The 26,914-nt window shown below is 64.0% G+C and carries 22 protein-coding genes; 6 read left to right on the forward strand and 16 right to left on the reverse strand.

Features of this window, described 5'->3' with window-relative positions; genetic code table 11:
* Positions 1 to 67: 67 nt before the first annotated feature.
* Together AZF01_RS21685 and AZF01_RS21690 are read left to right on the forward strand one after the other, a co-directional pair.
* The gene (locus tag AZF01_RS21685) at positions 68 to 2,806 is read left to right on the forward strand and encodes a DUF2339 domain-containing protein (protein ID WP_061449916.1); all 2,739 of its coding nucleotides are present in this window, start codon (positions 68 to 70) and stop codon (positions 2,804 to 2,806) included.
* Positions 2,807 to 2,958: 152 nt separating this feature from the next.
* Positions 2,959 to 3,417 carry a pyridoxamine 5'-phosphate oxidase family protein gene (locus AZF01_RS21690; RefSeq protein ID WP_024707927.1) on the forward strand — a complete coding sequence of 153 codons (459 nt, stop codon included), beginning with the start codon at positions 2,959 to 2,961 and terminating at the stop codon, positions 3,415 to 3,417.
* A gap of 56 nt (positions 3,418 to 3,473) precedes the next feature.
* Here the strand turns inward: AZF01_RS21690 and AZF01_RS24360 are convergent, their stop codons facing one another.
* Positions 3,474 to 5,327 carry a DUF2207 domain-containing protein gene (locus AZF01_RS24360; protein WP_197489680.1) on the reverse strand — a complete coding sequence of 618 codons (1,854 nt, stop codon included), beginning with the start codon at positions 5,325 to 5,327 and terminating at the stop codon, positions 3,474 to 3,476.
* Between the two features lie 294 nt (positions 5,328 to 5,621).
* Between AZF01_RS24360 and AZF01_RS21700 the strand changes: the two genes are divergently transcribed.
* The 3 genes from AZF01_RS21700 to AZF01_RS21710 are packed head-to-tail and all read left to right on the forward strand — an operon-like array spanning position 5,622 to position 9,960.
* Entirely contained in the window at positions 5,622 to 7,775 is a 2,154-nt protein-coding gene (locus AZF01_RS21700) for a hypothetical protein (protein WP_024707925.1), read from the forward strand.
* Positions 7,772 to 9,454 carry a toxin-antitoxin system YwqK family antitoxin gene (locus AZF01_RS21705; protein WP_024707924.1) on the forward strand — a complete coding sequence of 561 codons (1,683 nt, stop codon included), beginning with the start codon at positions 7,772 to 7,774 and terminating at the stop codon, positions 9,452 to 9,454. Before AZF01_RS21700 ends, AZF01_RS21705 begins: the two co-directional genes overlap by 4 nt.
* The gene (locus AZF01_RS21710) at positions 9,451 to 9,960 is read left to right on the forward strand and encodes a DUF805 domain-containing protein (RefSeq protein WP_024707923.1); all 510 of its coding nucleotides are present in this window, start codon (positions 9,451 to 9,453) and stop codon (positions 9,958 to 9,960) included. The genes AZF01_RS21705 and AZF01_RS21710 overlap by 4 nt, the downstream gene beginning before the upstream one ends.
* 178 nt (positions 9,961 to 10,138) lie before the next feature.
* On the opposite strand, the gene AZF01_RS21715 is transcribed toward AZF01_RS21710, so the two are convergent.
* From AZF01_RS21715 to AZF01_RS21745, 6 genes are all read right to left on the reverse strand, one after another.
* Positions 10,139 to 11,755 carry a GMC family oxidoreductase gene (locus tag AZF01_RS21715; protein WP_036236958.1) on the reverse strand — a complete coding sequence of 539 codons (1,617 nt, stop codon included), beginning with the start codon at positions 11,753 to 11,755 and terminating at the stop codon, positions 10,139 to 10,141.
* 291 nt (positions 11,756 to 12,046) lie between these two features.
* Positions 12,047 to 13,321 (reverse strand): ABC transporter substrate-binding protein, encoded by a 1,275-nt coding sequence (locus AZF01_RS21720; RefSeq protein WP_024707921.1) that lies wholly within the window; start codon positions 13,319 to 13,321, stop codon positions 12,047 to 12,049.
* 196 nt (positions 13,322 to 13,517) lie between these two features.
* On the reverse strand, positions 13,518 to 14,168 hold the full coding sequence (locus AZF01_RS21725; protein WP_024707920.1) for an alpha/beta hydrolase: 651 nt from the start codon (positions 14,166 to 14,168) through the stop codon (positions 13,518 to 13,520).
* Positions 14,168 to 15,127: a VOC family protein gene (locus AZF01_RS21730; RefSeq protein WP_024707919.1), complete on the reverse strand. Its 960-nt coding sequence runs from the start codon at positions 15,125 to 15,127 to the stop codon at positions 14,168 to 14,170. The genes AZF01_RS21725 and AZF01_RS21730 overlap by 1 nt, the downstream gene beginning before the upstream one ends.
* A gap of 460 nt (positions 15,128 to 15,587) precedes the next feature.
* Complete coding sequence (locus AZF01_RS21740) at positions 15,588 to 17,345, reverse strand: FAD-dependent monooxygenase (protein WP_024707917.1); 1,758 nt, start codon at positions 17,343 to 17,345, stop codon at positions 15,588 to 15,590.
* 48 nt (positions 17,346 to 17,393) lie between these two features.
* Complete coding sequence (locus tag AZF01_RS21745; RefSeq protein ID WP_024707916.1) at positions 17,394 to 18,467, reverse strand: maleylacetate reductase; 1,074 nt, start codon at positions 18,465 to 18,467, stop codon at positions 17,394 to 17,396.
* A 93-nt stretch (positions 18,468 to 18,560) separates the two neighbouring features.
* Between AZF01_RS21745 and AZF01_RS21750 the strand changes: the two genes are divergently transcribed.
* The gene (locus AZF01_RS21750; RefSeq protein WP_024707915.1) at positions 18,561 to 19,511 is read left to right on the forward strand and encodes a LysR family transcriptional regulator; all 951 of its coding nucleotides are present in this window, start codon (positions 18,561 to 18,563) and stop codon (positions 19,509 to 19,511) included.
* 10 nt (positions 19,512 to 19,521) lie between these two features.
* On the opposite strand, the gene AZF01_RS21755 is transcribed toward AZF01_RS21750, so the two are convergent.
* From AZF01_RS21755 to AZF01_RS21795, 9 genes are all read right to left on the reverse strand, one after another.
* Positions 19,522 to 19,854, reverse strand: coding sequence for a hypothetical protein (locus AZF01_RS21755; protein WP_024707914.1), 333 nt, complete (start codon positions 19,852 to 19,854; stop codon positions 19,522 to 19,524).
* A gap of 7 nt (positions 19,855 to 19,861) precedes the next feature.
* Positions 19,862 to 20,698, reverse strand: coding sequence for an intradiol ring-cleavage dioxygenase (locus AZF01_RS21760; protein WP_024707913.1), 837 nt, complete (start codon positions 20,696 to 20,698; stop codon positions 19,862 to 19,864).
* A gap of 22 nt (positions 20,699 to 20,720) precedes the next feature.
* Complete coding sequence (locus AZF01_RS21765) at positions 20,721 to 21,752, reverse strand: branched-chain amino acid ABC transporter permease (protein ID WP_024707912.1); 1,032 nt, start codon at positions 21,750 to 21,752, stop codon at positions 20,721 to 20,723.
* A 9-nt stretch (positions 21,753 to 21,761) separates the two neighbouring features.
* A complete protein-coding gene (locus tag AZF01_RS21770) occupies positions 21,762 to 22,625 on the reverse strand; it encodes a branched-chain amino acid ABC transporter permease (protein ID WP_024707911.1) in 864 nt (287 codons plus the stop codon).
* The gene (locus AZF01_RS21775; RefSeq protein WP_024707910.1) at positions 22,622 to 23,335 is read right to left on the reverse strand and encodes an ABC transporter ATP-binding protein; all 714 of its coding nucleotides are present in this window, start codon (positions 23,333 to 23,335) and stop codon (positions 22,622 to 22,624) included. The genes AZF01_RS21770 and AZF01_RS21775 overlap by 4 nt, the downstream gene beginning before the upstream one ends.
* Positions 23,332 to 24,051 (reverse strand): ABC transporter ATP-binding protein, encoded by a 720-nt coding sequence (locus AZF01_RS21780; protein ID WP_024707909.1) that lies wholly within the window; start codon positions 24,049 to 24,051, stop codon positions 23,332 to 23,334. Before AZF01_RS21780 ends, AZF01_RS21775 begins: the two co-directional genes overlap by 4 nt.
* A 205-nt stretch (positions 24,052 to 24,256) precedes the next feature.
* Positions 24,257 to 24,817 carry a flavin reductase family protein gene (locus tag AZF01_RS21785; RefSeq protein WP_024707908.1) on the reverse strand — a complete coding sequence of 187 codons (561 nt, stop codon included), beginning with the start codon at positions 24,815 to 24,817 and terminating at the stop codon, positions 24,257 to 24,259.
* 61 nt (positions 24,818 to 24,878) lie between these two features.
* Positions 24,879 to 26,096, reverse strand: a complete 1,218-nt coding sequence (locus tag AZF01_RS21790) for an acyl-CoA dehydrogenase family protein (protein WP_024707907.1) — start codon at positions 26,094 to 26,096, stop codon at positions 24,879 to 24,881.
* 11 nt (positions 26,097 to 26,107) lie between these two features.
* Entirely contained in the window at positions 26,108 to 26,905 is a 798-nt protein-coding gene (locus tag AZF01_RS21795) for an alpha/beta fold hydrolase (RefSeq protein ID WP_024707906.1), read from the reverse strand.
* Positions 26,906 to 26,914 lie beyond the last annotated feature (9 nt).

The raw sequence follows: 26,914 nt of genomic DNA on the forward strand, positions 1-26,914 counted from the left end.
CGATTCCGATTTTCGGGCCGATGCGCTAGACCTCCCCTATTGCGTCGTGAAAGTGGAATGCCCTGATATGACATCGTTCTTCGAGTTTCTGGTTCTCATCCTTGTTCTGGCGCTGATCGCGTCCAATGCCGGGATGCGGAAGCGGATGAAGAGACTGGAGGAAGCTCAGCGGAGCCTTCGGGGCCGGCTGGAGCAACTGGAACGCCGCGGTGATGCCGCCACCGCCGCCACGGCCGTCACGGCCGAAGTGCCGGAAAGAGCGATGGCGGAGCGGGCGGAGGACGCGGCCCAAACGGCAGAACCGGAAACGGCCCGGTCACTTGAGGAATCAGGATCGACGGACGCCGGAAAGATGCCCTCGGCAACCGGCGGCCCGCCGCGGGCCTTCGTCTTTACCGGAGCGTTGCTGCAGACGTTCGGCGGATGGCTGCGCCAGAACTGGACAATCGCGCTCGCGGCGCTTTCGCTGGCGCTGGGCGGCATCTTCATGGTGCAATATGGCGTCGAAAATGGGCTTCTGACGCCGGTCTGGCGGGTTTGCGGGGCGCTGATGCTGGGCGTGGCGCTGGTGGGCGCCGGCGAAGGGCTCCGACGCCGCTTCGGCGACGAGACGACGCCGTCAACGCGCTACCTGCCCTCCGTCTTTGCGGGCGCGGGGCTGGTGACGCTGTTTGCCGCCGTGCTTGCCGCCCGTCTTCTCTATGGACTGGTTTCCGCCGAGATGACGCTGGTTGGGCTGGTTCTGGTCAGCATTCTCGCGGTTGCGCTCGGCTGGCTTTACGGCTCGGTCCTGAGCGCCGTCGGCATTATCGGCGCCACCGCCGCGCCGTTTCTGGTCGGCGGCAGTGCGGAGAGCGGCTGGCTGTTTTTCTATTATTTCGCCTTCATCGCCATTGCCGGCCTTGCGGTGGATAGCGTCAAGCGCTGGGCATGGGTCTCAGCCCTCGTGCTGACCGCAACGGCGATGGCCGCAACCGGACTTTACCTCGCGACCGGCGGCCTGATCCACTATACGGCCTTTCTTGCTCTCTCCTGGCTGGCGGCTGTGATCCTCCCGGTGCAAAGCTTTGTGCCCTCTCATGCCGGCCAGACGGTTCTGGCGACACTTGCGGGTCTCAAGCCGCGCGCCGATTTCCCCACCCGGGTCGTCGCGGCCATGACGCTGTTCGTCAGCGGCGCCGGCCTTCTCCTGTCCATCGATGCGCCATCCGCGACAGAGGCCTGTTTTGCCTTTCTGCTCATCGTCCTCGTCCTCGCGGCGACGCTTCTATGGATGCGCCCTGCGGAAGCGCTGAGGGACATGTCGCTCCTGCCTGCCGCCGCGTTTCTGGCCGTGCCTGTCCTGCAGGTCGTCGAGCGCGGCCCGCTGTTCGCGTCATTCCTAACCGCGCTGCAACCTCCGGCAGATGCAACAGCCGGATCTTCCGCTTTCATCACCTTCGCACTGATCCTGTCCGTCGGTGCATCTTTGATGGCCTTCTGGCGGATGACCCGTTCCGGGGATGACCAAAACACGGCGCTCGGGTTTGCGCTGGGCGCGGCGGCGTTTGCCCCGGCGACCGCCTTCATTTTCGAGTTTCTGTGGTCGCCCGGCGCGGCTTTCGGGGATTATCTCTGGAGCATCCATCTCCTGGCGGTATCGGCCGTCATGGCGCTGCTGACCGAGCGGACGTTGCGCGCGGAGGAGCGCAGCCGGCGCCAGATGCGCGCGGCGCTTTTCGCCATTGCCGCGCTCTCGATGCTGGCGCTGGCGCTGTTCGTGGTGCTCACGAAGGCGGCGCTCACGCTGGCGCTCGGCGTTGTCGTCGTCCTCACGATCGCGCTCGACCGGCGGTTCGACCTTGCCCTGATCGGCCTCTTCACCAAGGCGGCGCTCGCCATCATCGCCTTCCGGCTGGTGGCCAATCCCGGCTTTTTCTGGGCCGTGCGCAGCGACACGTCGTGGCTGGCGCTGCTTGAAGCCTATGGCGGCACGCTGGCGCTGCTTTATGCCGGATGGCGCCTCACGGTGTTGCGTGCACGTCAGTCTGTCCAGGCGGCCATCGAGACCACCACATGGACGGTCGCCGCGGTCTTCTCCTGCGCGGTGTTGCAGCGGCTGGTGCCGGATGAGCCGGGGCTTCTGGCCGCCGTGATGGCCGTCGCCATGCTGGCGCAGATCAACCGGCTGCCGACGACGGGCAGGTGGCTGAGACTGTTCCGGCTGGGTCTTGCCGTGCTCTTCGGCCTCGTTTCCGCCGCGCTGATTGCCGTACCGCTGACGATTTCAAATCCCCTGCTGTTCCGGTTCAACCCCGTCACGGGTCCGATGGTTTTCGACAGTCTTGCGCTCAGCTACCTGCCGCTCGCGGCCGTGCTGGCGATCGGAGCCTGGAGGATCGTCAATCTCGGGCCGTGGCTGCGGACCGGCCTTGTCAGCATATCGAGCCTGCTGGCCGGTTTTTATGTCGTTTGCGAAATCCGCCGGTTCTGGCACGGGCCCGACCTTTCGGCGCCCGGCGTCACCCAGCCGGAGCTCTACAGCTACACGATCGCGCTCTTGATCGTCTGCGCAATCCTGCTCGCCGTCAGCTTCTCCAGGCGTTCCAACGTCTTGCGCAAGGTCGCCATGGCCGCGGCCGGACTGACGATCGCGAAGGTCTTCCTCGTGGATATTTCCGGCCTGGAAGGGCTTTTGCGGGTCGTCTCCCTCATCGGGCTCGGACTGGCGCTCGCCGGTCTCGGCTGGCTCGACCGTGTGATGAACCTGCGCTGGAACAGCATGGCGGGGCCGCCCGAAGCTTCGGGCGGCGGTGAAGATCGATAGACGTCCCTCCGCGCGCCCGCCTGCAGACGCGGCGCATTCGCGACAGCGCCCTCACGGGGCCTTGCGGAAATATCGGCGCGTGGCCCGATCCGCGATTCCGGCAAGCAACTTTTTCGGACGGAAGACGTTTCTTTCTTCAAAAGGAGAAAACAATGTCAAAATCCGAATTCTGGAAAGAAATGGACGACGTTCGCGCCGCAATGCTGGGCATCGGATCGGCCCGCCATGTGCCGATGGCACCGTATCCCAATGACAAGGAGGGGGAGATCTGGTTCATCACCGCTGAGGGCACCGATCTGGTGAAGGCGATCGAGGCCGGCGAGAGCGAAAGCTCGCTGATCGTCACCGGTAACGGCGAGATGCATGCCCGCGTCGAGGGACGGTCCGAGGTGGTCCAGGACCGGGAAAAGCTCGAGGAGCTCTGGAACCCGGTTGCTTCGAGCTGGTTCGACGGCATCGATGATCCGGACATCCGGCTGATCCGGTTTACGCCGGACTTCGCCGAGGTCTGGGCCACCAAGGGCTCGATCGGGTTTGCCATCCAGATCGCAAAGGCCAAGGTGACGGATGAGGAACCCGATATGGGGGACTATTTCGAGGTCCGCTTCTAGCCGATCATTGCGACCTTTGGCCCTACTCGCAAAAATAGCGATGGTGGCGGCTTGATTTACCAGCCTCCGCCACCACCGCCGCCGCCTCCCCCGCCGGAGAAGCCGCCGCCCGAAAAGCCGCCGCCTGAGCCCGATCCGTTGGGCGAGATGCAGGCCGTGAGGTTGGTGCTGAGCGCCTGGCAGGCGCCGAAGATGGTCGCGCCGTTCGCGCCTGTGTCGTAGAAGGTCGGGTGAAGGCCGAAGGGGATCGGGTTGATGGTGCCTGGACCGGCGTCCATCACGCTGTCGAAGGCCCGGCTCCATTCGGACTTCATGTCGAGCGCCACCGCGAAGGGCAGCAGTGCGGGAAGCGCGTCCCTTTCGCTGCGATTGGCATGGCGCATGTCGCCGACGCGTTGGAGATAGAGGCGAAGTCCCTCGATTTCCGCCTCGCGCGCCCGCCCCTCCTCCGTCGGCTGGCCGATCCGCGCGGCAAACCACCAGAACAGCACCGGCGTTGCGACGAGGCCGAGCGCTGTCGCCCAGCCGAAGGCGCCGGTGAAGAAACCGGTCACCAGCCACAGACCCGCGCTCGCGACCAGCCCGCCGCCCATGCCGTTTCCGGCGGCATTGCTGACCGTATCCGCCGAGGCGCGCGCATCGAAGCCGGCAAAGGCAAGGCCAAGCGCGATCGGCAGCAGCGGGCCATAGGCGAGGATCCACCCTTCGCCATCCATGCCGGTCAGCGCAAGGGCCGCGGCAAGGCCGGAGCAGAGGAAGGCGGCCGCCAGTTTCCACTTGCCGTTCGGCGCGTAATACCGCCGGCCATGGGTGGCGCGCACCACGCGGGCGAAATCGCCGTAAAGCCGTCTCAGCGTCTGCCGGTTGTTGCGCTCGACCAGGACGCTGCCGCCTTCGGCGCGCACGCCCGAAACCAGCGCTTCCTCCTCGGGCGCCAGCGTGCCGGTGTCGCCATCATCCAGCACGATCCGCCAGGCCTTGCCCTCGGGAACGATGGTCATCAGCCCGCGCAGGCCGAGATTGATGACCGTGGCGAGGAGCGCGGAATGGCCGAGCATGCGCCGCATCGAAATATACTGTACCTGAGCCGGCGTCGTGCCGCGCGGCGGCTTGCGCCGCTCGACCACAGGGTATCGTGAGGCCTGCTTCTCTCCGGGCCGCCTGATCCTGCGGGAAACGAACAGGAACAGCAGGCCGAGAGCGCCAAGGCCGACGCCTGAAATCGCCACGCCCGGATTGCGGCGCACCCACCAACGGAACCGCTCTGCGGCCGCCGGCTCGCTAACAAAGCCCTTCGGAAAGCCGACAGCGACCGTCAGCCCCTCCTCCGGGTCGAGAATGCGATAGGTCGAAACATCGACCGTGCCGCCATCCGGGCTGAGGCGGCGGGACACCTCGGTGCGCGTCGAGCCGAGTGGCCCGGTATAGCCGGCAACCTGTGTGGCCGCAGCACCCTCCGGCAGATGAATGGTCGCGGCGGCATTGTCGATCGGGAAGGCCCAGTAGCTGCCGGTCACATTCCAGTAGAATTCGTCGTGACCGTCGCGGCTTTCGACCTGCGGTCCGGTGCGATAGGAAAGCCGGAAGGTGTGAACGCCCGGTTCGAGATCGGTTCCGGCATCCCCCAGAAAGATGCGTATATAGTCGCTGCGGCGGGCGACGCGCATGGACACCGGCGCGCCGTCGAGTGTGGCCGACAGGATCTGCAGCGCGCCGGGATCGACGCCGCCTTCCGCCGTCCGTCCCGCGATCGGCAGGTCGCGAAAGATACCGTGTTCGATCCGGTACCCCTCCGCCTTGATCGCGATGGTCTCGGTGATATCGAGGCGGCCAGTGGGACCAATCGCGATGTCGCTTTCGAAACGCTCGATCCGCTCGCGCGCCGAAACCGGCGCAAGCCAGATCAGCACAAGCAGAAAGGCCGTGCCGATTCGCCTCGCTGCGAACGAACAACCGCCCTCGAATTCGCGATGCCGGCGAGAGAAAACTGTCTGAAAAAACGAGCGTAGTTTCATGAAAAAAATGGCTGACGCCCTGGCTTTTGGTGTGGCGAATCCGGGTGACGGAACCTTATAGCCCGACCAAAAAGCATAAACAAATCCGATCGTTACAACGGCCCTTCCCGACAGGGAGTAAATCTCAACTTACAGTTACTTGCCTCTACCCGCCTGCCCCATCATGACTGCGCCATCGAAGGAGAAAGCATGATCGAACGACGTTTCTGGTTCGCCCTGCTTGTCGCCGCCATTCCCGGCGTGGCAAAGGCCGAGACCATCATTTTCGACCCCGACATTGGCAGCGAGCGGACCTATCACCTCGAAATTTCCATGGCTTCCGGCTTCAGCGATTCGGACGGTTTTTACGACAACCAGTTCGTTTCGGCGCTGACCCGCTTTGCGGTCACCGGACGAGACGATGATGGCGAGATCAGCATGGATGTCTTCCCGCTGTGGTTTGCCTATGACGAGGGGTCGCGGGTGACAAGCACCGCCTTCGGCGATGCGCCCGATGACCTTGCCGCGCTGATGCGCGAAGGCTTTTCCGCCACGATCGATCCGGAAAGTCACGGGCTCACGGATTTCGCCCCGCGCGGTGATGCCGAGATGCCGGAAGCCATGCTCGCCCAGATGCGCGACCAGCTCGGCCAGCCGGTCCTGCCGGTCGCAATCGAAGCCGAGAAAGGCTGGTCCACCACCACCACGCTGCCGGGCATCGCCGATGTCGAGATCACCGTCAGCGCGGTGACGCCGGATGCGGTTTTCCTCAGCTATGAGGGCGCGTCGGAAGACACGAGACTGTCCGGCGTTTCGGTGCTTGCGCGCGACGGCGGCTGGGTCGAGCGCTCGGTGATGACCTATGATACGCGCATCGATCCCGGCGCGGACGACGAGCGTTTCTCGCGTCAAACCATCGCGATGGCGAACACGGAAAGCCCCTTCCCGCTCTACACCCACGCATTCCGGGGCGAGCCTGAATGGCATGACATGCCGACCTTTCCGTTTTCAACCATCGTCATGCCGCCCGAGCCGGACATGGTGTTCACCGGCAAGCCGGGAGAGGCCGACAAGCACGGCAAGACCTACACGCTGAGCTTCACCCACGATCCCGCAACGGGCAGCAATATCGGCCGCTTCGCGCTGCACGATCTCCATCTCTTCGACGGCGACACCGAACTGCCGACCGCGTTCATCGCCACCATGCCCGTTACCGTTCCGCAGTCCAGCGATCGTTTCCGGACCGTCTCGCGAGCGCGTCCGGTCGGCATCGGCGATGTTCGCGACGAGTTGGATCGGGCAACGGAGCTCCGCGCCAAGGTCGACTGGTATCCCTCCGAGCCTTTCACCCTGACGCTGCGACCGGATGCGGACGGGAAGGCCAGCGCCACGCGCAACGGCGCCTCAGCCGAGTTCCGGCCGACCGATGACGGCTACGAACTTCTCCTGTCGGGAAAAACCTGGGATTTCTTCGGCCTTTCCTTCCCGGAAGGCAGCAACGTCCAAGGGCAGATATATGCCGCCGACAGCGGCGCGGACTGGCTGACGCCGACCGAAAGCCAGGCCCGCCGGCTGGCGCTGCCGGATTACAGCGGTCTCAAGGTGGCGCTGAAGGCTGAAACCGTGCCGGAGAAGATCGAAATCCGCGTCGAGCGCTACGCCGAAAACCCGGCCACGACCCGCACGGTCACCTTCCGCACCGAACGCGGCAAACGCCTCGATCCCGACACCGAACCCGAGACGCGGTCGCTTTATCCGGATGGCGCACCGCCGGCGCTCGATGCGCTCACGCCCGAAGGCCTCGATCTGGCCGCGCTGCGTTTCAGGCTCGCGACGACGCAAGCGAAGCACTGCGAGGCGGGGCTGGATGAGCCCGTGTCCCTTGCCGGTCACGACCTTGTCTTCGAAACGCAAGCTGACGAACGGACCGGCACGACGACGCTTCAGCTTGAAACCGATGACGGCATCCGCACCCATTTTTACGGACATGAACCGATCACCGTTGTCATCGATTGCGCGAGCGTCGTCTCATGGCGCGAGGCGACCGAGACGCTCGATCCCGAACGGCCATGGCTGATCGATCCGGAAGCGCTCGGCGCAGACAGCACCATGACGATTGGCGCATTCAACGCCCGTTTCCGGCTGGTCGATGCCGAGGGCACGGCGCTGGCGCTGGTCGCGCCGGATGGCACGCCCCTCGCCCCCGACGACACGCTCGCTTCGGCGCGCTTCGACGATGGCCATATCCGCGCCGCCGGCCGGCCCGAACGCATCCTTGAAGCGGACGCCGGTTCCGACCCGCTGGCCCGGCGCTTCGAAATCCGCTTTCCCGATCTGCCCGAACCGGGGGAGGACGCCCGATGAAAACCGCTCTCGCCCTTCTGCTCGCCCTTGCCGCGAGCGCGGCACATGCCGCCAATGTCGACGAAAATCTGGCTCCCGCCCCGGACGGCGCCTACAGCTACACGCCGCCGGAAAAGGCAAAGGACGGCGTCTATATCATCGATATCTACGATGAAGACGATGACCGTTATGCCCGCGTCTGGAGCACCGCCCCGACGCTGGATGAGGGCCGCAAGGTCGGAAAGATCGAAACCTTCTATCCCGGCTCGGGCTACCTCAAGATCCGCGTTCCGCTCAACGAGGCCGGCCGCCGCGACGGCGAGATGGTGACCTTCGACGAAGACGGCGACGTCGTGGGCCGCACGCCTTATGAGGATGGAAAGAAAAACGGTACGGAGGTCCGGTACTGGCCGGATGGCAAGGCCCTGCGCGAAACCACCTGGAAGGATGGCGTGCTCAACGGCCCTTGGCGTCTCTATTATGAGGACGGCACGCTTTCGGCCGAAAACAATCATGTCGACGGCCATATCGACGGCGTGGAACGCAAATACCACGAGAACGGCAAGCTTGCCGCCGAAATCCACTGGTCGATGAGCCGGCGCGACGGCCCCTACAGGGACTACGACAAGGACGGCAACCTTATCGAGGAAGGCCATTATGTCGATGGCGCGGCCGATGGGGTCGTCACCGAATACTGGCCCTCGGGTGCGCGCAGAGCCGAGCAGCATTATGATATGGGCAAACCGACCGGCAGCGCAAAGCGCTGGTCGGAATCCGGAGAACTCGTCGCCCAGACCGACTATGCCGGGGATGGCAGCGCGTTGAGAAACCGGAAATGGAAGGACGGAGCGCTGATCTGGCTCGAAGAACCGGTCGAGATCGAAGGCCGCGGCGAAGGACGAAAGACTGTCGAACATTACGGCAATTTCACCGAGACCGAGATCAAGGCCGAAGGCTATCTCCTCTTCACGAAGTATCTCAACGACCAGCTGCTGGACCGCACCGAACTGGTTGACGGCGAATATCGCGGGCTGTTCGTCTCGACCACCGAGATCGACCAGATCACCACCCGCGTGCACTATGTCGACGGCAAGGAGGACGGCCTTTACACCCGCGCCTGGCGCGGCCGGGAGTTGGACCGGGGCTATTACGACCATGGCAAGCGCGTCGGCGACTGGCGCCGGACGGAACACTCCAGCGACATTATCCGCGAGACCTATGACGATGACGGCAAGCTGACTGGCGCGCAGCGCACATACAGGATGAACGGCGAGTTGAAGCGGCTCGCCACCTATGAGGCGGGCGTACTGAACGGGCCCTACAAGGAACTGGATGGCGACCGGATGATTGCCGGCGGGCGCTATGTCGACGGCGAGAAGCACGGCGAATGGCTGGAACAGGTGCCCTATCGCGATGAGACGCGACAGGGCCGCTACGACCACGGCATAAAGGAAGGCCGCTGGACGACCTTTGACGGCAACGGCTACCGCATCACGGCCACAAGCTTCAGCAACGGGTTGAAGGACGGGCCGCGCTACATCCTGGCGGAAAACGGCGCGCTTGAGGAAGTGCAGATGTGGAAACACGACAGGCGCGACGGCACCACGACCTATTATGATGCCGAGGGCCCCGTCTCCCATCAGCTCTGGCGTGACGGCCGGCTGCAGGGAGACGCGACCCCCGCCCGGAATGCGCCATGAGTCCGCATCGGGCGATCCTGACCTCCTTGAGGAAATTCGCCCGCTTCGGCGGGCGGGCCTCGCGGGCGGAATACTGGTGGTTCGTGCTGGCGCTTGTGATCGGCCAGCTGGTAGCCGGCATGGCCGACGATCTTCTGTTTCCGGCCGATCCGGAACGCGGGCTTGCGGACCGTCATCCGGTCACGGTATTCTTCATCATCGTCACGCTGCTTCCCCTGCTTTCGGCCGGCGTCCGCCGCCTGCATGACGTGAACCGGCGGGGATGGTGGATTCTGTTGCCTGCCGGGCTGCCGCTTGCCCTCACCCTCATCAGCTTCGCATTGCTCCTTGGCCTCTCCAAACCGCTCGAAGAGGTCGCGACCTTCAGCAATACCGGTCCGCAGATCATTGCCGTGGTCACCGTCGCGGCGCTCTCTGGGGTCGGCTCCGCGATCTACCTCATCGTGCTGCTTGCCCGCGCGGGCGGCGGCAAGCCGAACCGTTTCGGCCCGCCGCCGGAAGCATGAAGGCGCGATCGGCGTCGATCTGCCGAAGATCATCTTTCCGGGAAGATATTTACCGATGCCCGCTTGGCCGTGGAGCAGACGTCAGTGTCCCGTTTGCCGCGCATGATCCATGACAGGGCCAGCGCGTGACACGCTGAAGCCCGCGTTTATAGGACAAACATCTTATGCCGGGCGATGCCTATCGGGCCGCCAGCATCATCTCCGCGGCTTTTTCCGCGATCATCGTCACCGGCGCATGCGTGTTTCCGGAGGGGATGGTGGGCATGATCGAGGCATCCGCGATGCGCAGATTGGCGAGGCCGCGCAGTCTGAGTTCCGGGTCGACCACGCTTGCGGGGTCGCCGCCCATGCGGGCCGTGCCGACCGGGTGGAAGATGGTGGTGCCAAGAGCGCCGGCGGCCTTCAGAAGATCCTCGTCCGATTGCACATCCGGGCCGGGTTTGATCTCGCGCGGGTTCAGCCCCACCAGACCGGCGGCGGCCATCAGACGCCGGGCGTGGCGGAGGCTGTCGACGGCGACGATCTGGTCGGCGCGCGCGGAAAGATAGCAGGGCCGGATTTCGGGTGGGCGGTCAGGCGCGGGCGCGGTGATATGGATCGTACCGCGACTTTCCGGCCGCAGATTGCAGACGGAAACCGTAACCCCCGGCTCCTTGTCGAGCGGCTGGCCGAAGGCTTCCAGCGAAAGCGGCTGGATATGATATTCGAGATTGGCTCGCTCATGCTCGGGCGAGGACCGGGTGAAGATGCCAAGCTGGCTCGGCGCCATCGACATCGGCCCGGTGCGGCGCAAGGCATATTCGAGCGCGATGCCGGCCTTGCCCGCAAGCGTCGCGAGACGGTCATTCAACGTCAGCGCCCCGGTGATGCGGAACACGGTGCGGATCTGGAGGTGGTCCTGGAGGTTCTCGCCCACGGCGGGAATATCGAGCGTCACGGGAAGACCGAGGGATTGCAGCAGGCCGCCATCGCCGATGCCGGAAAGCTCCAGAAGCTGCGGCGTGTTCACGGCGCCGGCGGAGAGCACGATCTCACCGCGGCAGGTCGCCCGTTTGACCCGGCCGTTCTGGCGATAGATCACAGCCTCCGCGCGCCCTTGCGAAAGGGCGATGCGTTGCACATGGGCTTTCGTCTCGATGCGCAGATTGCGGCGCGACCGGGCAGGGTTGAGGAAGGCCTTGCGGGCGTTCCAGCGCAACCCGCCGCGCTGGTTGACCGGAAAGTAGCCGACGCCCTCATTGTCGCCATCGTTGAAGTCGTCGGTCGCGGCAATGCCGATTTCCTCGGCCGCTGCAGCAAGGGCATCGAGCACGGGCCAGTGCAGGCGCTGTTCGCAGACGTTCAGCTCGCCGCCCTTGCCGTGGACGGCGCTTGCCGGGCCAAAGTGATTTTCGGACTTGCGAAACAGCGGCAGCACATCCTCCCAGCCCCAGCCGGTGCAGCCCGCCTGCCGCCACTGGTCGTAATCCGCCGCCTGTCCGCGCATGTAGATCATGCCGTTGATCGAGGAACAGCCGCCCAGCACCTTGCCGCGCGGATAGGCAAGCGCGCGGCCGTTCAGCCCCGGCTCCGGCGCCGTGCGATAGCACCAGTCGAGCCGTGGATTGCCCATGGCATAGAGATAACCGACCGGGATGTGGACCCAGTGGTGGTTGTCGTGCCCGCCCGCCTCAAGCAGCAGCACGCGGTTGGCCGGATTGGCGCTGAGCCGATTGGCCAGCACGCAGCCGGCAGATCCCGCTCCGACGACGATATAATCGAATTCGCCGTCGTCGACGGTCTCTGTTTCAACCATGTTCATCACTCCAGGCAACGTCGATGCCCACGGCCCTTGCGTCGATGCAGACATCAAGGACCCCGAGCCCGTTGGTTCAAGGCGAGCCCGCCAATGCCAGTCTGAATCGATCGGATTGCGCAGGCCAGTTTTTTTTGACAAAGGGCGGCAACGTCGCCTTCGGCGCGCGCGAGCACCGATTGATTGGATGAATTTGGAGCGGGTCTGCGTTTCATCGAGACGCAGACCCGCTCCAGACCTCTTGCCTTGTCATCCGGGCGGAAGACAAAGGGTATCCGGCCGAAAGACGCGCTAGTTGAGCGCTTCCATCTTGCCGCCGGTCGGAATTTCCGGCGCCGCGCCGTTTTCGACGATCACCAGGTCATAGCCGCCGTCATCCTTGATCCGCCACTGGCCGCCGGTGAGCGGCGTCTTGCAAACGTTTTTCGCCGCAAACGGCGGCACGCCCTTGCCGTTCCAGGCGATCGGGCCGACGACGCATTCCATGTCGGTGGCGGCGATCGCGTCTGCGACGAGCTCTCCGTCGGAGGGGTCTTCGGCCCGGCCCATCACATCGGCGGCGACCTCGAACAGCGAGTGCACGAAGCCGATCGGCTGGGTCCACGGACGGCCGGTCTTGGCCGTGAAATCCGCAGCAAGCTCGGCCGAGCTCTGCCCGGTCACGGAGGATGAGAACGGATGGTTCGGCGTCCACCACACTTCCGACGACAGGTTGTTGCCCGCTTCGCCGAGCGCCTCCACCGATTGCGGGAACAGAAGCGCCTTGGCGACCGTGACGGCCTTCGGCTGCATGCCCTGCTGGCGCAGCTGGTTCCAGAAGGTGGTGAAATCCGGCGGAATGAGAACGCCGGTGATGATATCGGTGTTCGCCGCCTTGAAGGCGTTGATCTGGGCCGAGAAATCATCCGAAAGGTTCTGGAAGCTGCCGGGATTGGTCAGTGCATAGCCGCGTTCGGCAAGGCCCGGCTTCAGCCCGGTCTCGGGATCGCCCCAGGCATTGCCGTCGGCATCGTTGGGAAACAGGCCGCCGACGGACTTGTCGGTCTGGAGCTGATCCCACATGGCGGTGTAGACCGCGATGACATCTTCCATGCCCCAGAAATAGTGGAAGGCGAATTCGAAAGGCTGCCAGCTTGAGGGATCACGCGGATTGGCCTGCTGGCCGATAAACCAGGGCTGCCAGGGCGCCACGGTCGAAAGCACCGGAATGCCCTCGGATTCGCACACGCCTGATACGGGATTGGTCGTTTCCGGGGTGGAGGCGACAAGCATCAGATTGACCTCGTCGCTCAGGATCAGCTCCTTTGCGACATCGGCGGCGCGGTTGGGATTGGACTGGCTGTCCTTGACAATGACCTCGAAGTTCTTGCCGACCGACGAAGCGAGAAAGGCCTCGATATTATAATTATCGCTCTCGGCAAAGCCGGCAAGCGGGCCGGTTTGCGGCGAGACATAGCCGAGCTTGATCTTCCGGCCCTGGGCGATCGCGGGCGCTGCGAGCCCGGGCGCGGCAAGCATCAGCCCGGTGGCCGCCGTGGAGCGCAGAAACTTTCGTCTGTTGATCATTTTTCCTCTCCCTTTGTGTTCCGATCCCTCTGCCCGCCGGTCACCATCCGCATCGCGAACGCCTCCGCAACGGCGGCTCGGGAAAATATGCAGCTAGAGCGCCGGGCGTCCATTCGGACGCACAAAGAACGCTCTAACCTATTGAATCTAGGCATCGTGCTTTCCGAAAATCGATTCCGATTTTCGGGCCGATGCGCTAGCGCGCCGCCCCCATGCCAAGGGGCGCTCCCGCAGCAAGATCCCGCAACAGGCTTTGCAGCATGGCCACTTCCGCATCCGATACTTCATGGCCGCGACCGGGAAAGACGTCCGCGCGCAGCCGACCTTTGCCCGCGCCGATCTCCCTGGCGGCTTCGGCAAAGGCTTTGACGGGAATCCATGGATCGGCGTCCGAGCCCGTCAGGTAGACCGGCAGATCCGGCGCCAGCCGCCGGGGCCGCTCATCCGTCTCCGCGCCCACCCGGCAACCGGTGAAGGCCGCGAGCGCCTGCGGGGCGGCAAGCCCCGCAAAGACATATTCCAGAGCAAGACAGGCCCCTTGCGAAAACCCGGCGAGCAGCAAGGGCAGCGCGCCGAACGCAGCGCGCGCGCCCGCCACATCGGCGGCAAGCTGCTCCAGAGCGGCCGCAAGCGCAGACCGCGTCCCGTCGGTCAGGGGATCGATCGCCCTCGCATCATACCACGAGCCTGCTTCGGCCCGCGGCAGCACGAAGGCGACCTCCGGCGCTTCAAGGCGGTCCAGGACATGTGCCTTCATTTCCTCGGGCGATTGCCCCCGGCCATGCACAAACACACAGATCGCCCTGGCCTGTTTTTCCGCCGGCAGATGAAGCGCACCCGAAGCCATCAAACGAACTCGGCCTCTTCAAGCCCGGCGCGCAGCTCATCCTCGCGGTCCTTGAACCATGGCGGGAACACAAGCGTCTTGCCGATCTGGCCGGGAGGCTCGTCGCGGGCCCAGCCTTGCGGCGTCGTCCAGGCCAGTTCGAACAGCGCCCCGCCCGGCGAACGGACATAGCAGGACTTGAAGTAATTGCGGTCCTTCTGCTCGGAAATGTCGGTGAAGCCGAGACCCTCGATATGGGCGCGCAATTTCAGCTGGTTTTCCTCATCGCCGGTGTTCAGCGCCAGATGATGGATCGTGCCGCCCGACAGCGTCCAGGTGCCCTGCGGGCTTTCCCGGTCGGTGATGACCTCGACGCGCTGAATGATGCCATTCGCATCGGGCACGCGGTAGACCGTGCCTTCATCCGTGTCCGCCTCCTTGGTCAAAGGCAGGGCGACGGTCATGAAATCATCCATCGAACTGCGGTCGAAGCAGGCGATCAGGGCGCCGTAAATGCCCTTGATGCCGTGCTCGGCGCTCACGCCCTGCGCCTCGTTGGCGATCGGCGTGCGGTCGTCGCTGTCGCTCTCCACCAGCTCATGCGGAATGCCGCAGGGATGGGCGAAGACGACGCGATCGGCGCCGAAACGGGTGATCTTCTCGGCTTTGATGCCGCGCTCGTTCAGCCGGTCCACCCAGAAGTTCGCGGCGCCCTTCGGGATTGCCTGCATGATGGTGCGCGACTGGTTGGTGCCGCGGCGGCCATAGACGCCCGGCTTGCGGAACGGGAAAGTCGTGATGATGGTCGAGGCATCGCCGTCGGGCGAGCCGTAATAGAGGTGATAAACCGGAATCACGCCGTCAAACAGCACTGTGCGCTTGACCGAATGAAGCCCCAGCGTCTTGGTGTAAAAATCGAAATCCTCCTGCGCACCATCCGTCGAAAGCGTCAGATGATGATAGCCGCTGATTTGCGCCACGATATGATCCTCCCATAAAAATCAAACTGTTCGACCCGCACGAAGCGCATGACCATGCCCTTGTGCGCGCCCCTTCCGGCGACACCCACGCATGAACATGGGTGGTCCGGCGAAGACGTTATCGGCCTGAAAACGCAGTGCCGCCGAAACTCCTCATCCGCCTGCAACAGCGCTCCGCTCCCGAATGCCGACGCGAAAAATTCGAGCTGTTGCCTCCCAAGCGTCCCATGAAACACGGGCTTCAGGTGCGGCATGTTCGGTTCCCGCGCGTCATCGGCTATTGCGCCAATAACCGAATGCTCCTCGCGCATCATACTAGCGCATGGCGGAAGCGCTGATTATGCGATGTTGGGCGGCTTGCATGACTTTCTGTTATGAAGTTTCGCCGGTCCGGTTTCGGGCCGTCTTGCATTCGAGACCGGGCGGCGCGTTGCGCGCCGCCCGCCGGTTTTCTGATGCCCTACCGGGCCAGAATGTGTTTCAGCGCGCGCTGCAGTTCGGCTTCCGGATCATCGGCGCGCGATGTCGCGCGCCAGCAGACATGGTGGTCCGGTCGGACCAGAAGGCATCCGCTGTCGCAAATCTCCGCCAGTCTCGCCCACTCGCCACTGTGGTCGACATATTCCCGTCGCGGCCCGATCACATGCGTAACGATCTCGATGCCGAGCGTATCCGCCACCCGGACCGCCGCCTCGACCCAGGCCTCGCCGCCCAGTCCGGTCAAAAGGGTAAACCTGCCATGGCCGCACAGATCCAGCGTCGAGACCTCGGCTCCGTTGTCATGACGGTATAGCCACACATGCGGCAGGCGCGCCCCCGGCCAGGTCGTCGGCTGGTAATGGAGATCGGCATCCAGCTGGAAAGCCGGCTCGATCTGTCCATCCGTTACCACGGCGTCAGAACTGTAGCGCTGGTTCATCTCGACCCCGTGCGCGTCGAACTCGTATTTCTTGAAGGCGATCGCCTTGCGGATTGCCTCGCGCTGGGCCTCGGCCTCGGGAGTGCCGTCGGTGCGCGCCTCGAGGTTCTTCTGCATCTGCTCGGGGTCCACCCCTTCGGCCATGCCGAGGGCTGCGAAGATCGGGCCGGTTTCGGCGATCGACTGGTTTGCCCGGGTGACGATCTGCTTGGCGACGGGCGCCCGCTCGGCGTCGTAGCTGTCGAGCAGATGCTCGCCCGCCTGCCCCTTCAGAACCATCGCCAGTTTCCAGGCGAGGTTGAAGGCATCCTGGATCGAGGTGTTGGACCCAAGTCCGTTCGAGGGCGGGTGGCGGTGAATTGCGTCGCCCATGCAGAACACGCGCCCGCTCGCCGTTTTCGTGGCGTAGAAGTTGTTCACCGTCCACGTGTTGGCCGAGAGGAGCTCGATCTCAAGATCCGGATCGCCGATCAGCTGCCGGGCAACGCCGGTGGCGAACTCCGGCGTAACCTCGGGCTCGGGACCGTTGATGTCGTAACCCCAGACGATCAGCCATTCGTTCCATGGCCGCACCATGCGGACCAGACCCATGCCGATGCCGCCGACATCGGCGCCCGGCTGCATCACCCAGTAAAGCACGGACGGGCGATGGGCGACATATTTCGTCAGATCGGCCTTGAACAGGATGTTCATCGAGCCGCCGACGCCCATCCTGCCCTCGAAGGGCAGGTTTTCATGCTCCGCGACCAGGGACTTGCCGCCATCCGCGCCGATCAGATATTTCGAGCGGATGGTGAATTCCTTTTGCGTCAGCCGGTCCAGACAGGTTGTGGTGACGCCGTCGGCGTCCTGCTGGTGGCGCAGGTATTCCGTCGACATCCGCGCCTGGGTTCCGCGCGCGCATGCGGTTTTGAACAGCAGCGGTTCCATGAAGGTCTGCGGCAGGTCGTTCATCTTCGTGGGCGAAGACATGAGATGCTCGGCCTTGGAGAGCGGGTGATTGCCCCAGGCCTTCATCCGGCCGATTTCCTCGCCGGCAAGGCTTTCGCAGAAGATATTCTCACCCATCAAGGCCTGGTGGGTGGCGAACAGATAGGCTTCGTCCTCGACCTCGCGACCGAGGTCGCGCAGCACCTCCATGGCGCGCTGATTGGTGATATGCGCGCGCGGCGTGTTGGCAAGCCAGCGATAGCGGTTCACCGCCATGTTTTCGATGCCGTAGGTCGAAAGCAAGGCGGCGGTGGCCGAGCCCGCAGGGCCGGTGCCAATGATCAATACATCGGTGGTGATGTCTGGCATAAGGTCTCCTCCCAAGAACAGAACAAGGCGGACAATGCCGCCGAAATATTAAAAGGCCGGCATGTCCCCGCTCCAGGCCGCCTGCAGCAGTGCCCGGATCGCGTCCCGTTCAACAGGACGCGGGTTCCAGTAGGCATTGGCGACAGCCAGTTCCGCCGCCTTGTCGAGATCGGCCTCGCTCATCCCCAGATCGCGCAGGGCCAGAGGGGCGCCGATCTCCCTGGCAAAGCGATAAAGTCCCCTGCCCGGATTGTCGTCGCCGAAAAGCTCTGCCGCCGGCGCCAGCAGTTCTGGCACGGCGACAGCATTATAGGCCAGGGCATGCGGCAGGATGATCGCATGCGTCTCCGCGTGGGGCAGGTTGAAGCTTCCGCCCAGCGTGTGGCAGAGCTTGTGATGCAGCGCCATGCCCACCTGTCCCAGCACCGTGCCGCAAAGCCATGCCCCGTAGAGGGTTTCCCCGCGCGAAGCCACATCGGTCGGTGCGGCCAGAACGTTCGGCAGACTGTCGCGGAAGGCGCGCAATCCCTCGACGGCCATCAGCGAGGAAAGGGGGGAGCGGTCACGCGCGTAGAGCCCTTCGGCAGCGTGCGCCATTGCGTTGAGCGCGGAGGTGACCGTCATCTCGACCGGCAGGGTCGTGACCAGTTCCGCGTCGTAAAGAATGGTGCCGGGCTGCACCTTCGCATTGGTCTGGGTGGTCTTCAGGCCATTTTCTGTCTGGCCGAGAATGGGCGTCGCCTCCGATCCGGCATAGGTGGTCGGCACGACGATCTGGGGCAGGCCGGTTCTGAGAGCGATCGCCTTGCCGAGCCCGATCGTTGAGCCGCCGCCGACGGAAACGAGCATATCCGCGCCCAGCTCCGCGGCGCGGCTGGCCGCCTCATCCGAGACGTCGACCGGCGTGTGCATCGTCGCATTGGTATAGGCGCCGGCGGCGCGCGCTCCGCAGTATTCGGCAAAGGCATCGGCCAGGTCCGCCTGCTGGGGCGTCGTCAGGATTAATGCGCGGCGCGCGCCCAGCGTCTCCAGCTCCTCGGCGAGGCATTTGCGCACGCCGGCGCCGAAACGAACGCGCACGGCCGCGCTGCGCGCGGTGAATTGCTCGCGAAAAAAAGACAAAGGCTCCTCCCTCCTGTGAAGACTGGAAATCACCATAGCCTAATCAAACGGAGATATTGATCGGATGATCGGAATATTATATTGCATTTGGTTATGAAAATAGACAGTGAGCATCTCGAAATCTTGGCGGCGATCGTCGAAAAGGGCGGCTTGACCGAAGGCGCGGATGAGCTCGGCAAGTCGCAGCCTTCGGTCTCGCGCAGCATGGCCCTGCTCGAGAAGAGGATCGGAATGCCGCTGTTCGAGCCCGGGCGCAGGCCATTGCGCGCCACCGAACTGGGCGCCAGTCTCGCGCGGCTGGGCAGCCGCATCCGCAGCGCCAACCAGGAAGCCAGCCTTCTGGTCCGGCGCTTCCGCCAGGGTCTGGCCGGCAGGCTGCGCGTCGGCGGATCGCCGATCTTCACCGACGGCGTCGTGGCGGTCATGATCGCCGAATTTCAGTCGCGTCATTCGGATGTGTATATCGACCAGTCCTACGGTTACCTGGACAGCCTTTCCGTCGGATTGCGCAATGGCGGTCTCGATATCGCCATTCTGCCGCTTCATCCGCGGCAGGTGCCTGCGGATATGGATTTTTTGCCGCTGCTTTCGGGCAGGAACGTGGTCGCCTGCCGCGCCGACCATCCCCTGACGCGGGTCAAGGGCATCACGCTTGACGCCGTCGCCCGCTATCCTTGGATCGCGCCGCCCGCCAACAGCCCGCTTTACCGCGATCTCGAACGGGCGCTGAAATCGATCGGGCAAAAGGATTTCATGATCAATTTCTCCGGCGGAACGCTCGCCTCGATCCAGTCGCTGCTGATGGGATCGGACTCCCTGACCATTCTGCCCTATTCCGTGGTTTTCCAAAACCGCCGCACCATCCCTCTGGCCGTGCTGCCGTTGAAAATCGACCATCCCGACCGCCAGCTCGGCGTTCTGACCATGATCGAAAGACAGAGACCGCCCGCAGCCCGGCAGTTCATCGAATTCCTGCATATCGAGGCCCAGCGCCTGCAGGCCAGTATGGATCATGAGGAACAGGTGACCCACCGGCGGCGCTGAAGCGCAAAGGTCATTTCAGCGCGACATAGGTCTCCGGGTCCAGCATGGAGATGCGCACCGCCACAGGCTGGCCCGTGGCATTGCCGACCTTTTCGCGAAGCTTTCCGGCAATTTCGGCGACCTTCTCCCGGGTCCGGTCCGGCCGCGCCAACAGATTGAGCTCGACGCTGACCTGCGGCTGATCGGACAGGCCAAGAACCGGAAGCATGGCCAGATGACAGGCGGCATTGTCGACCGAGAGCAGTGAACACAGCGCTATCCGCAGATCAGGCAGCAACGCGACCAGGTTCTCCTGTGCCGCGTTGTAGAGCGCCTCGTCGACGAATATTTTGACGTTGGGCATTCAGACCTCACAATGATACGAGGACGAAGTCGAACGGAGAGCGCCATTGCGTGGTGCTGCCTTCAACCCTCTCATACGGCGCAATCAGCGATTTCTTGACGCCGAACACCGCGTCGGATTCCAGATATTCGTCACCGCCGACAAAGGTGTGTGTCACCAGTTTCTGATAGCCCGGCGCGGTGACGAGATAGTGCATATGCGCGGGGCGGTAGGGGTGGCGGCCGAGATGGCCGAGCATCTGTCCCACCGGCCCGTCGTCAGGGATCGGATAGCTGACCGGCTTGATGCCGACGAAGCTGTAGCGGCCGTCCGCCCCGGTGATGAACCGTCCGCGATTGTTCCATTTCGGCTGAATGCCCGGCTGCTGAACGTCATAATAGCCCTCGGCATTGTCCGACCAGACGTCCACCGTCGCGCCTTCGATCGGATGGCCGTCGCGGTCCAGCACCCGGCCCTCGAACAGGCAGCTTTCACCCTTGCCGTCCAGGGAGATATTGTCGCCCATCTGCCGGATCGGCGCCCCGTCGACATGGAACGGCCCGAAAACGGTGTTCTCGGTCGCGCCTTCGGGACGCCGGTTGTTGATCGCGTCGACCAGCATGGAAACGCCCAGAACGTCCGACAGCAGAATGAATTCCTGCCGCTCCTGCGAGCACATCTGGCCGGTTTTGGTCAGAAAGGCGATCGCATACTCCCACTCGTCCTGCGTCAGCTGGATTTCCTTGGCAAAGTCATGAATGTGGCGAACGAGACATGTCATGACTTCGGCAAGACGCGGGTCGGTTTCAGGCCCCATGCGGGCGTTGACCGTGTCGGCTGACGTCGTTTCGTTGAAATAGCTCATGCGTTGCTCCTCCTCGGGCGCATCAGGTTGTTGTGCGTTTATCGGGACCGGGTCCTGGCGGGATGTGTTCAAGCGGCAGCAGGTCGAAACCGGTCCGTTGAATCAGGCCGCCCCACAATCCCCTCTTTTCGAACAGCATGATCGCGATGCCGATCACGCCCAGAACGATCAGATAGACCGTGCCGTAGTCGGAAAGCAGCCTTTGCAGCCCGTAAAAGACCAGCACGCCGACGATCGGGCCAGGCAAGGTGCCGATACCGCCAATGACGACAATGAAAATGACGAAGGCCGTCCAGTCGATCACGGAAAACGCGGCGTCGGGCGCAATGCGTCCGGTCTGTATGAAGATCAGCGCGCCGCAAAGTCCGGTGCCAAACGCGGTCAACAGGAAGACCAGCGCCTTGAGGCGCACGGCATCGACGCCGACGGAACGGGCCGCGACGGGATTGTCGCGCATGGCCTGCAGGCCGAGCCCCATGCGCGAGCGCAGGAACAGCCAGCTGGCGACCAGCATCACCACGACCAGTCCCAGCGCCAGCCAGTAGGTCAGCACATCGACGGCCGCCGCACCCGAAATGTCGAGAACATCGCGCAGGAGCTGAACGCCGGGCATATCGCGCGCGGCCCCGCGCGGCAGCGCGGTGCCCGTGCCGCCGCCAAGCGCGCGCCACTGGCCGATGGAAAGCCGGCCGATTTCGGCAACCGCCCATGTCGCGATGGCGAAATAGGCGCCGTTCAGACGAAACGTGAAGAAGGCGACCGGGACCGACAGCGCCATGGCGACCACGCCGCCGATCACCGCGCCGGTCAGGGGATCAATCCCCCACAGAATAACGGCTGCGAACATCGAATAGGCGCCGACGCCGACGAAAAGCTGCTGGCCGACGGAGACGAGGCCGGCAAAGCCGGCAAGCATGTTCCAGTTCAATGCCAGGACCAGCAGGCACAACACCATGAACAGGTCCTGCACCAGCGCGCGCAGGCCGAACAGCGGGATGATCGCCATGATGGCGACGAGGATGGCAACGAAGAGGAGTTCCAGGGGTTTTCTCATGGCCGGTCCTCAATCATAGGCGCGCGGAAACAGCCCGCGCGGCCGCAACAGCAGCACGACAACAAAGGCGACATGGCCCGCCAGGATCTGCCATTGCGGGTTCAGCGCCGCGCCGAAGGCCTGCGCAACGCCGATGACCAGCCCGCCGATCAGCGTGCCCCACAGGCTCCCGAGCCCGCCGATGATAACCGCCTCGAAGGCATAGAGAAGGCGGGCGGGACCGATGGACGGATCGAAATTGGCGCGCGCGCCCAGATACAGCGCGGCGATGGTGGCGACGACCATGGCAATGCCCGTCGCCACCGCGAAAATGCGACTTGGCCGGATTCCCATAAGCTGAACCGTCACCGGATCATCGGACGTGGCCCGGAACGCCCTGCCAAGCGCCGTCCGGTAGAAGATCCGGTTCAGGCAGAGGATCACCAGTATGGCCGAGGCGAAGGTGATCAGTGGCATGATGCCGACATTGACCGACCCGAAAGACAGCGACTGCGCCTCGATGGGACCGACCGGCAATTTGCGGCTGTCGGCGGTAAACTGCTGCAGCAACGCGTTCTGGATGACGACGGACAGCCCGAAGGTGACCAGCAGCGGCGGCAGGATGTCCTCGCCCAGCACGCGGTTCAAAAGCACGGTCTGCAGCACATAGCCGAGGACGAACATGATGGGCATGGCAATCAGCGCGGCGATGAACGGGTTCAGCCCCATGGCCGTGCCGATGCCGAGGATCAGATAGGCGGCCAGCACGATCAGATCGCCATGGGCCAGATTGACCAGGCGCATAATGCCGAAGACGAGGCTGAGCCCCGCGGCGAACAGGGCGTACAATCCGCCGAGCAGCAAGCCCTGAATGAGTGTTTCAAGCCATATCATGCGTGACTGATCCCGAAATAGGCGTCGTGGATGGCATCGCGCGAGAGTTCGCAAGGGGGGCCCGACAGCGTGATGCGGCCTTCCATCATGCAATGGACGCCATCGGCGATCTTTAGCGCCTGGCCGATGTCCTGCTCGACCACGATGATCGCGGTTCCGCTCTCGCGGATCGTCGGGAAGGCGGCGTAGATCTCGCGGATGACGACGGGCGCAAGGCCCAGGCTGAGTTCGTCGCACAGGAGCACGGACGGGTTCGACATCAGCGCCCGTCCGATCGCGACCATTTGCTGCTGACCGCCGGATAATGCGGTGGCGGGCTGGCCGCGGCGCTCAGCCAGGACCGGGAAGAGTTCGAAAACGCGCGAAAGGTTCCAGAAGGCATTGCCCTTGCGGACATGGGCGCCGATCAGAAGGTTCTCCTCGACGGTGAGACTGGGGAAAAGTCGCCGTCCCTCCGGCACCATGCTGATGCCGGCGCGCAGAATGTCGGGCGCGGTGAGCCGGTCGATGCGTGCGCCGTTCAGGGTGGCCGTGCCCGCCGTCACCCGGGCGATGCCGGTGATGGCGCGCATCAGCGTGGTCTTGCCGGCGCCATTTGCCCCGATGATCGCCAGCGTCTCGCCCTCATTCAGCGTCAGGTCAATGCCGAACAGGGCCTGGAAGTCGCCGTAATGGGCGGTCAGATCGCGAATGTCCAGAAGCGCGCTCATGCCTCGATCCCCAGATAGACTTCGCGCACCTCGGGCGCGGCCATCACCTCTTCCGGATCGCCGATCATCAGCATGCGACCGAAGTTCAGGACCATCAGCCGCGACACCACCGCGTTCAATGCATGCAGGACATGCTCGATCCAGAGAATGGCGGTGCCCTCGGCGTGGATTGCGCGGATCGTGGTCACCAGTTCCGCGCACTCCCCATCGGTCAGCCCGCCGGCGATCTCGTCCAGCAGGATAACGCGCGGCCGGGTGGCGAGCGCGCGCGCCAGTTCCAGCCGTTTGCGGCTCAGCAGCGGCAGGGCGCCGGCCTTGTGGAGGGCCAGTTGCTCCAGCCCAGTCCGCGCCAGAATCGACATGCACAATCCCGGCGCCTCGGATGCGCCCACGGCTCCGCCGAAGCGCGCGGCCACGAGAAGGTTCTCATAGACCGACAGATGGTCGAAAGGCTGCGGGATCTGGAACGACCGGCCGATTCCGCTGATGCAGCGCTGCATCGGGCTCTCCCGGGTGACATCGCGGTCACCCAGCATCACCTGCCCGCCGTCCGGCCGCAGATTGCCGGTGATGAGGTTGAAAAGCGTGGACTTCCCCGCGCCGTTCGGGCCAATGATGCCCAGCGCCTCGCCTTCGGCAAGCGCGAAACTGACGTCGTCGGCGACCTTCAGCGCGCCGAAGCTTTTGGACATTCCCTTTACGGAAAGGATTGCCATGATCCTCTTCCCCTCCATTCACCAGCCTCGTTCCGCGCTTCTGCTGCAGTTGCCCGGGCTGGTTTCCTCCTCGCGCCACCTTAGACCTGTCTTTCCGGCGGCATGATCGGATAGTTGCGCAAAAATATCGCTTCGAGTTATAAACCGCCCCTCCGACAGCCCCGGTCCGCGGTTGCGCTATATTCCGGCGACATCGCCGCGTGCTTCAGCGGAAAACGTCGCGATATTCCTCGTCCAGCAGAGCGAGACTGGCCACGCCGCTGCTGTCCTCGCGCAGCCGGTGCCAGCGGCGATCCAGGTAGACGAGCGACTCGCGTTCGGGCGCGGCGAGATCGGCGGTCGCCCCTTCGATCAGTTCCGCGGCTACCAGCGTTGCGCCCTCGACTGCAAGCGTTCCGCTGATGCGCGCCCTGAACCATGTCGAAACATTGGTGTAATGCGGCTCGCCGGTCGGAAGCCGCGTCCAGGCGATGCCTGGACCGAAGCGGTCGGCGCCGGGTGTGGCCCCCAGCCGGGCCAGTTCCAGATCTGGATAGCGCAACATATGGACAACCACGGTTTCCGCCTGCAACACCGTTGCCGTGGACCGCGATCGCGCCGAAAGCGAAAAGGCGATGGTCGGCGGCGACGCGCTGACGGAAATCAGCGAAGACACGGTCATCGCCACCGGCTGATCGCCGGGATCGGCGGTAATCACCGCAACGCCCGCGGGATGACAACGAAAAGCCTCGCGAAAGGCTTCGGCAACGGTATGGTGTTCAGGCATCAAACATAGCTCCGGCAGTCTGTTCGGGCGGGGGCGCAATATTCTGCGCCCCCTCCGGTTATTACTTCTCGATCAGATCGTAGAATTGCCAGGTCCGATCGGACCAAAGCCCGCCGATATCTCGGCCGGCAGACGTCACAAGCGACGGCGCGATGGTGAAGTGATTTGCCGCCACCATCATGTCGCGAAGAGTGCGCTGGATCACGCCGGCCCTGAGCCCAGCCCCGCCGGATGCGCGATAGGCGAAATTGCAGACATCGACGCCGACCTCGTGGATCTGGGCCTTGGCCAGATGAACGAGGCTGATCTGGCGGGTTGTCATCATCTTGCCCGCCTCGGCGCTGGCCTCGATATCGCCCCAGACTTCCATGACGAAGGCGCGCGCGGCGCGATAATTGGCTTCCGCGCGGCCATAATCGTACCAGAACTTTTCGCTTTCCCCGAGCATGCCGGCCCGGCCGGACTTGCTGCGGGCGAATTTGGCGATCTCGTCCAGCATGCGCCGGCCCGTGCCCATGGCCCAGCCGGTGTGACCGATCGATGCAAGACCGACAATGCCGAGGCTGAACAATTCCTTCAGACGCTGCGGCGGCGCCGACAGGATCGGAAACACCAGATCATCGGGGATGAAGACATCCTTGGCGGAGTAATCGATCGAGCCGGTACCCTTGAGGCCGAGCACATCCCAGTTGCCAAGCTGTTCATGCTCGCCGATCGGCGCATGGGCGCACATGACCATGACATTGCCGTCGGCATCCTTGGCCGGCTTGCCGTTGCCGTCATCGATGAAGCAGGCCGAATGCGACCAGGTTGCGTGGCTGAAGCCCGATCCGTAGCTCCATTTCCCGGTCAGCGTGTAGCCGCCATCGACCTTCTTGAGCATGCCAAGCGGCGCGCCCTGCCCCGAGAAGCGGTTGTCACTGCCGGGCTCGAACAGGCGTTCGACCGCACTGTCGGGCAGGAACGCCGCCGACATCGCGCCGATGCAGCAATGCACCATCGACACCCAGCCGGCCGAGCCGGACCACCAGGTCACCGCCTCGATCAGTTGCAGAACCTCGGTCGGGCGCATCTGCGCGCCGCCGAGCTCTTCCGTTGCCATCAGATGCGAGAAACGCAGCGGCTTCAGCGCCTCGAAGCTTTCCTTCGTCAGTTCGCCCGCTTCCTCGTCCGCCGGCGCATTGGCTTCGAGCGTCGGGCCGATGTCCGCGATCTTTTTCAGGATGTCGCGATAATCGACGCTGTCGCCCCAGTATCCGGGCTTCACATGTTTGTTCATGTCATCTCCTCCTACAATGTTGGTCCGGCGAGAAAGTCGCCGATCTTTGTCACGCTATCGGGCTGCTCCTGCAGCAGCAGGTGGCCGGCCCCTTCGATCAACAGCGCCTGGCCGTCCGGCAATTGCTCCACCCACAAGGGCAGCTGGCTTGCCGGCAGAAGCCTGTCCTCCTTGCCCCAGACCACCAGCGCCGGATTGGAGATCCGGGCAAGCATGCGGCGCAGATTGGGGTGACCCATGCCGAAAGGCGCGCAGATCCGCCCGACGGTTTCTCCCTCGCGGGCGCGATCGGCGCCGAACTTTTCGGCGAATGCGGGATCGGAACCATCGGGGAAATAGCGCAGCGCCACCTTGGGGTCATGCGCCAGAAAGCCGGGAAGGTCCTGCGGCGCGATCGATCCGAGATCGGTCGCGGGATGGTCGGGATCGTTGAGTCCCGCCGGCGCGAGCAGCACGACGCGGTCGAACCGGTCGCCGGCAACGGCGGCGAGTTCCGTGGCGAGCCAGCCGCCCATCGAGAAGCCGATCAGATGCGGCTTTTCCGGAAGGTCCATCGCGTCGAGCAGGTTCAGATAATGGATGATGATATCCATCGCCCCCGAAACATGGGGCGCATCGCCCGAATAGCCCATGCCGGGATGGCTCGGGCAATAGACCCGGAAACGATCGGAAAACCCCGCGGCGAAATCGAAACCTTCCAGCGTCGCCGCGCCATGCAGGAACAGCACCGGCTTGCCCTTTCCGATGGCCTTCACCACCGTGTGAACGCCGCCGATCTCGTATTCTGATGTCTCAAACTGAACAGTCATATCCTCTCC

The sequence above is a fragment of the Martelella sp. AD-3 genome, from assembly GCF_001578105.1.
GTDB lineage: Bacteria > Pseudomonadota > Alphaproteobacteria > Rhizobiales > Rhizobiaceae > Martelella.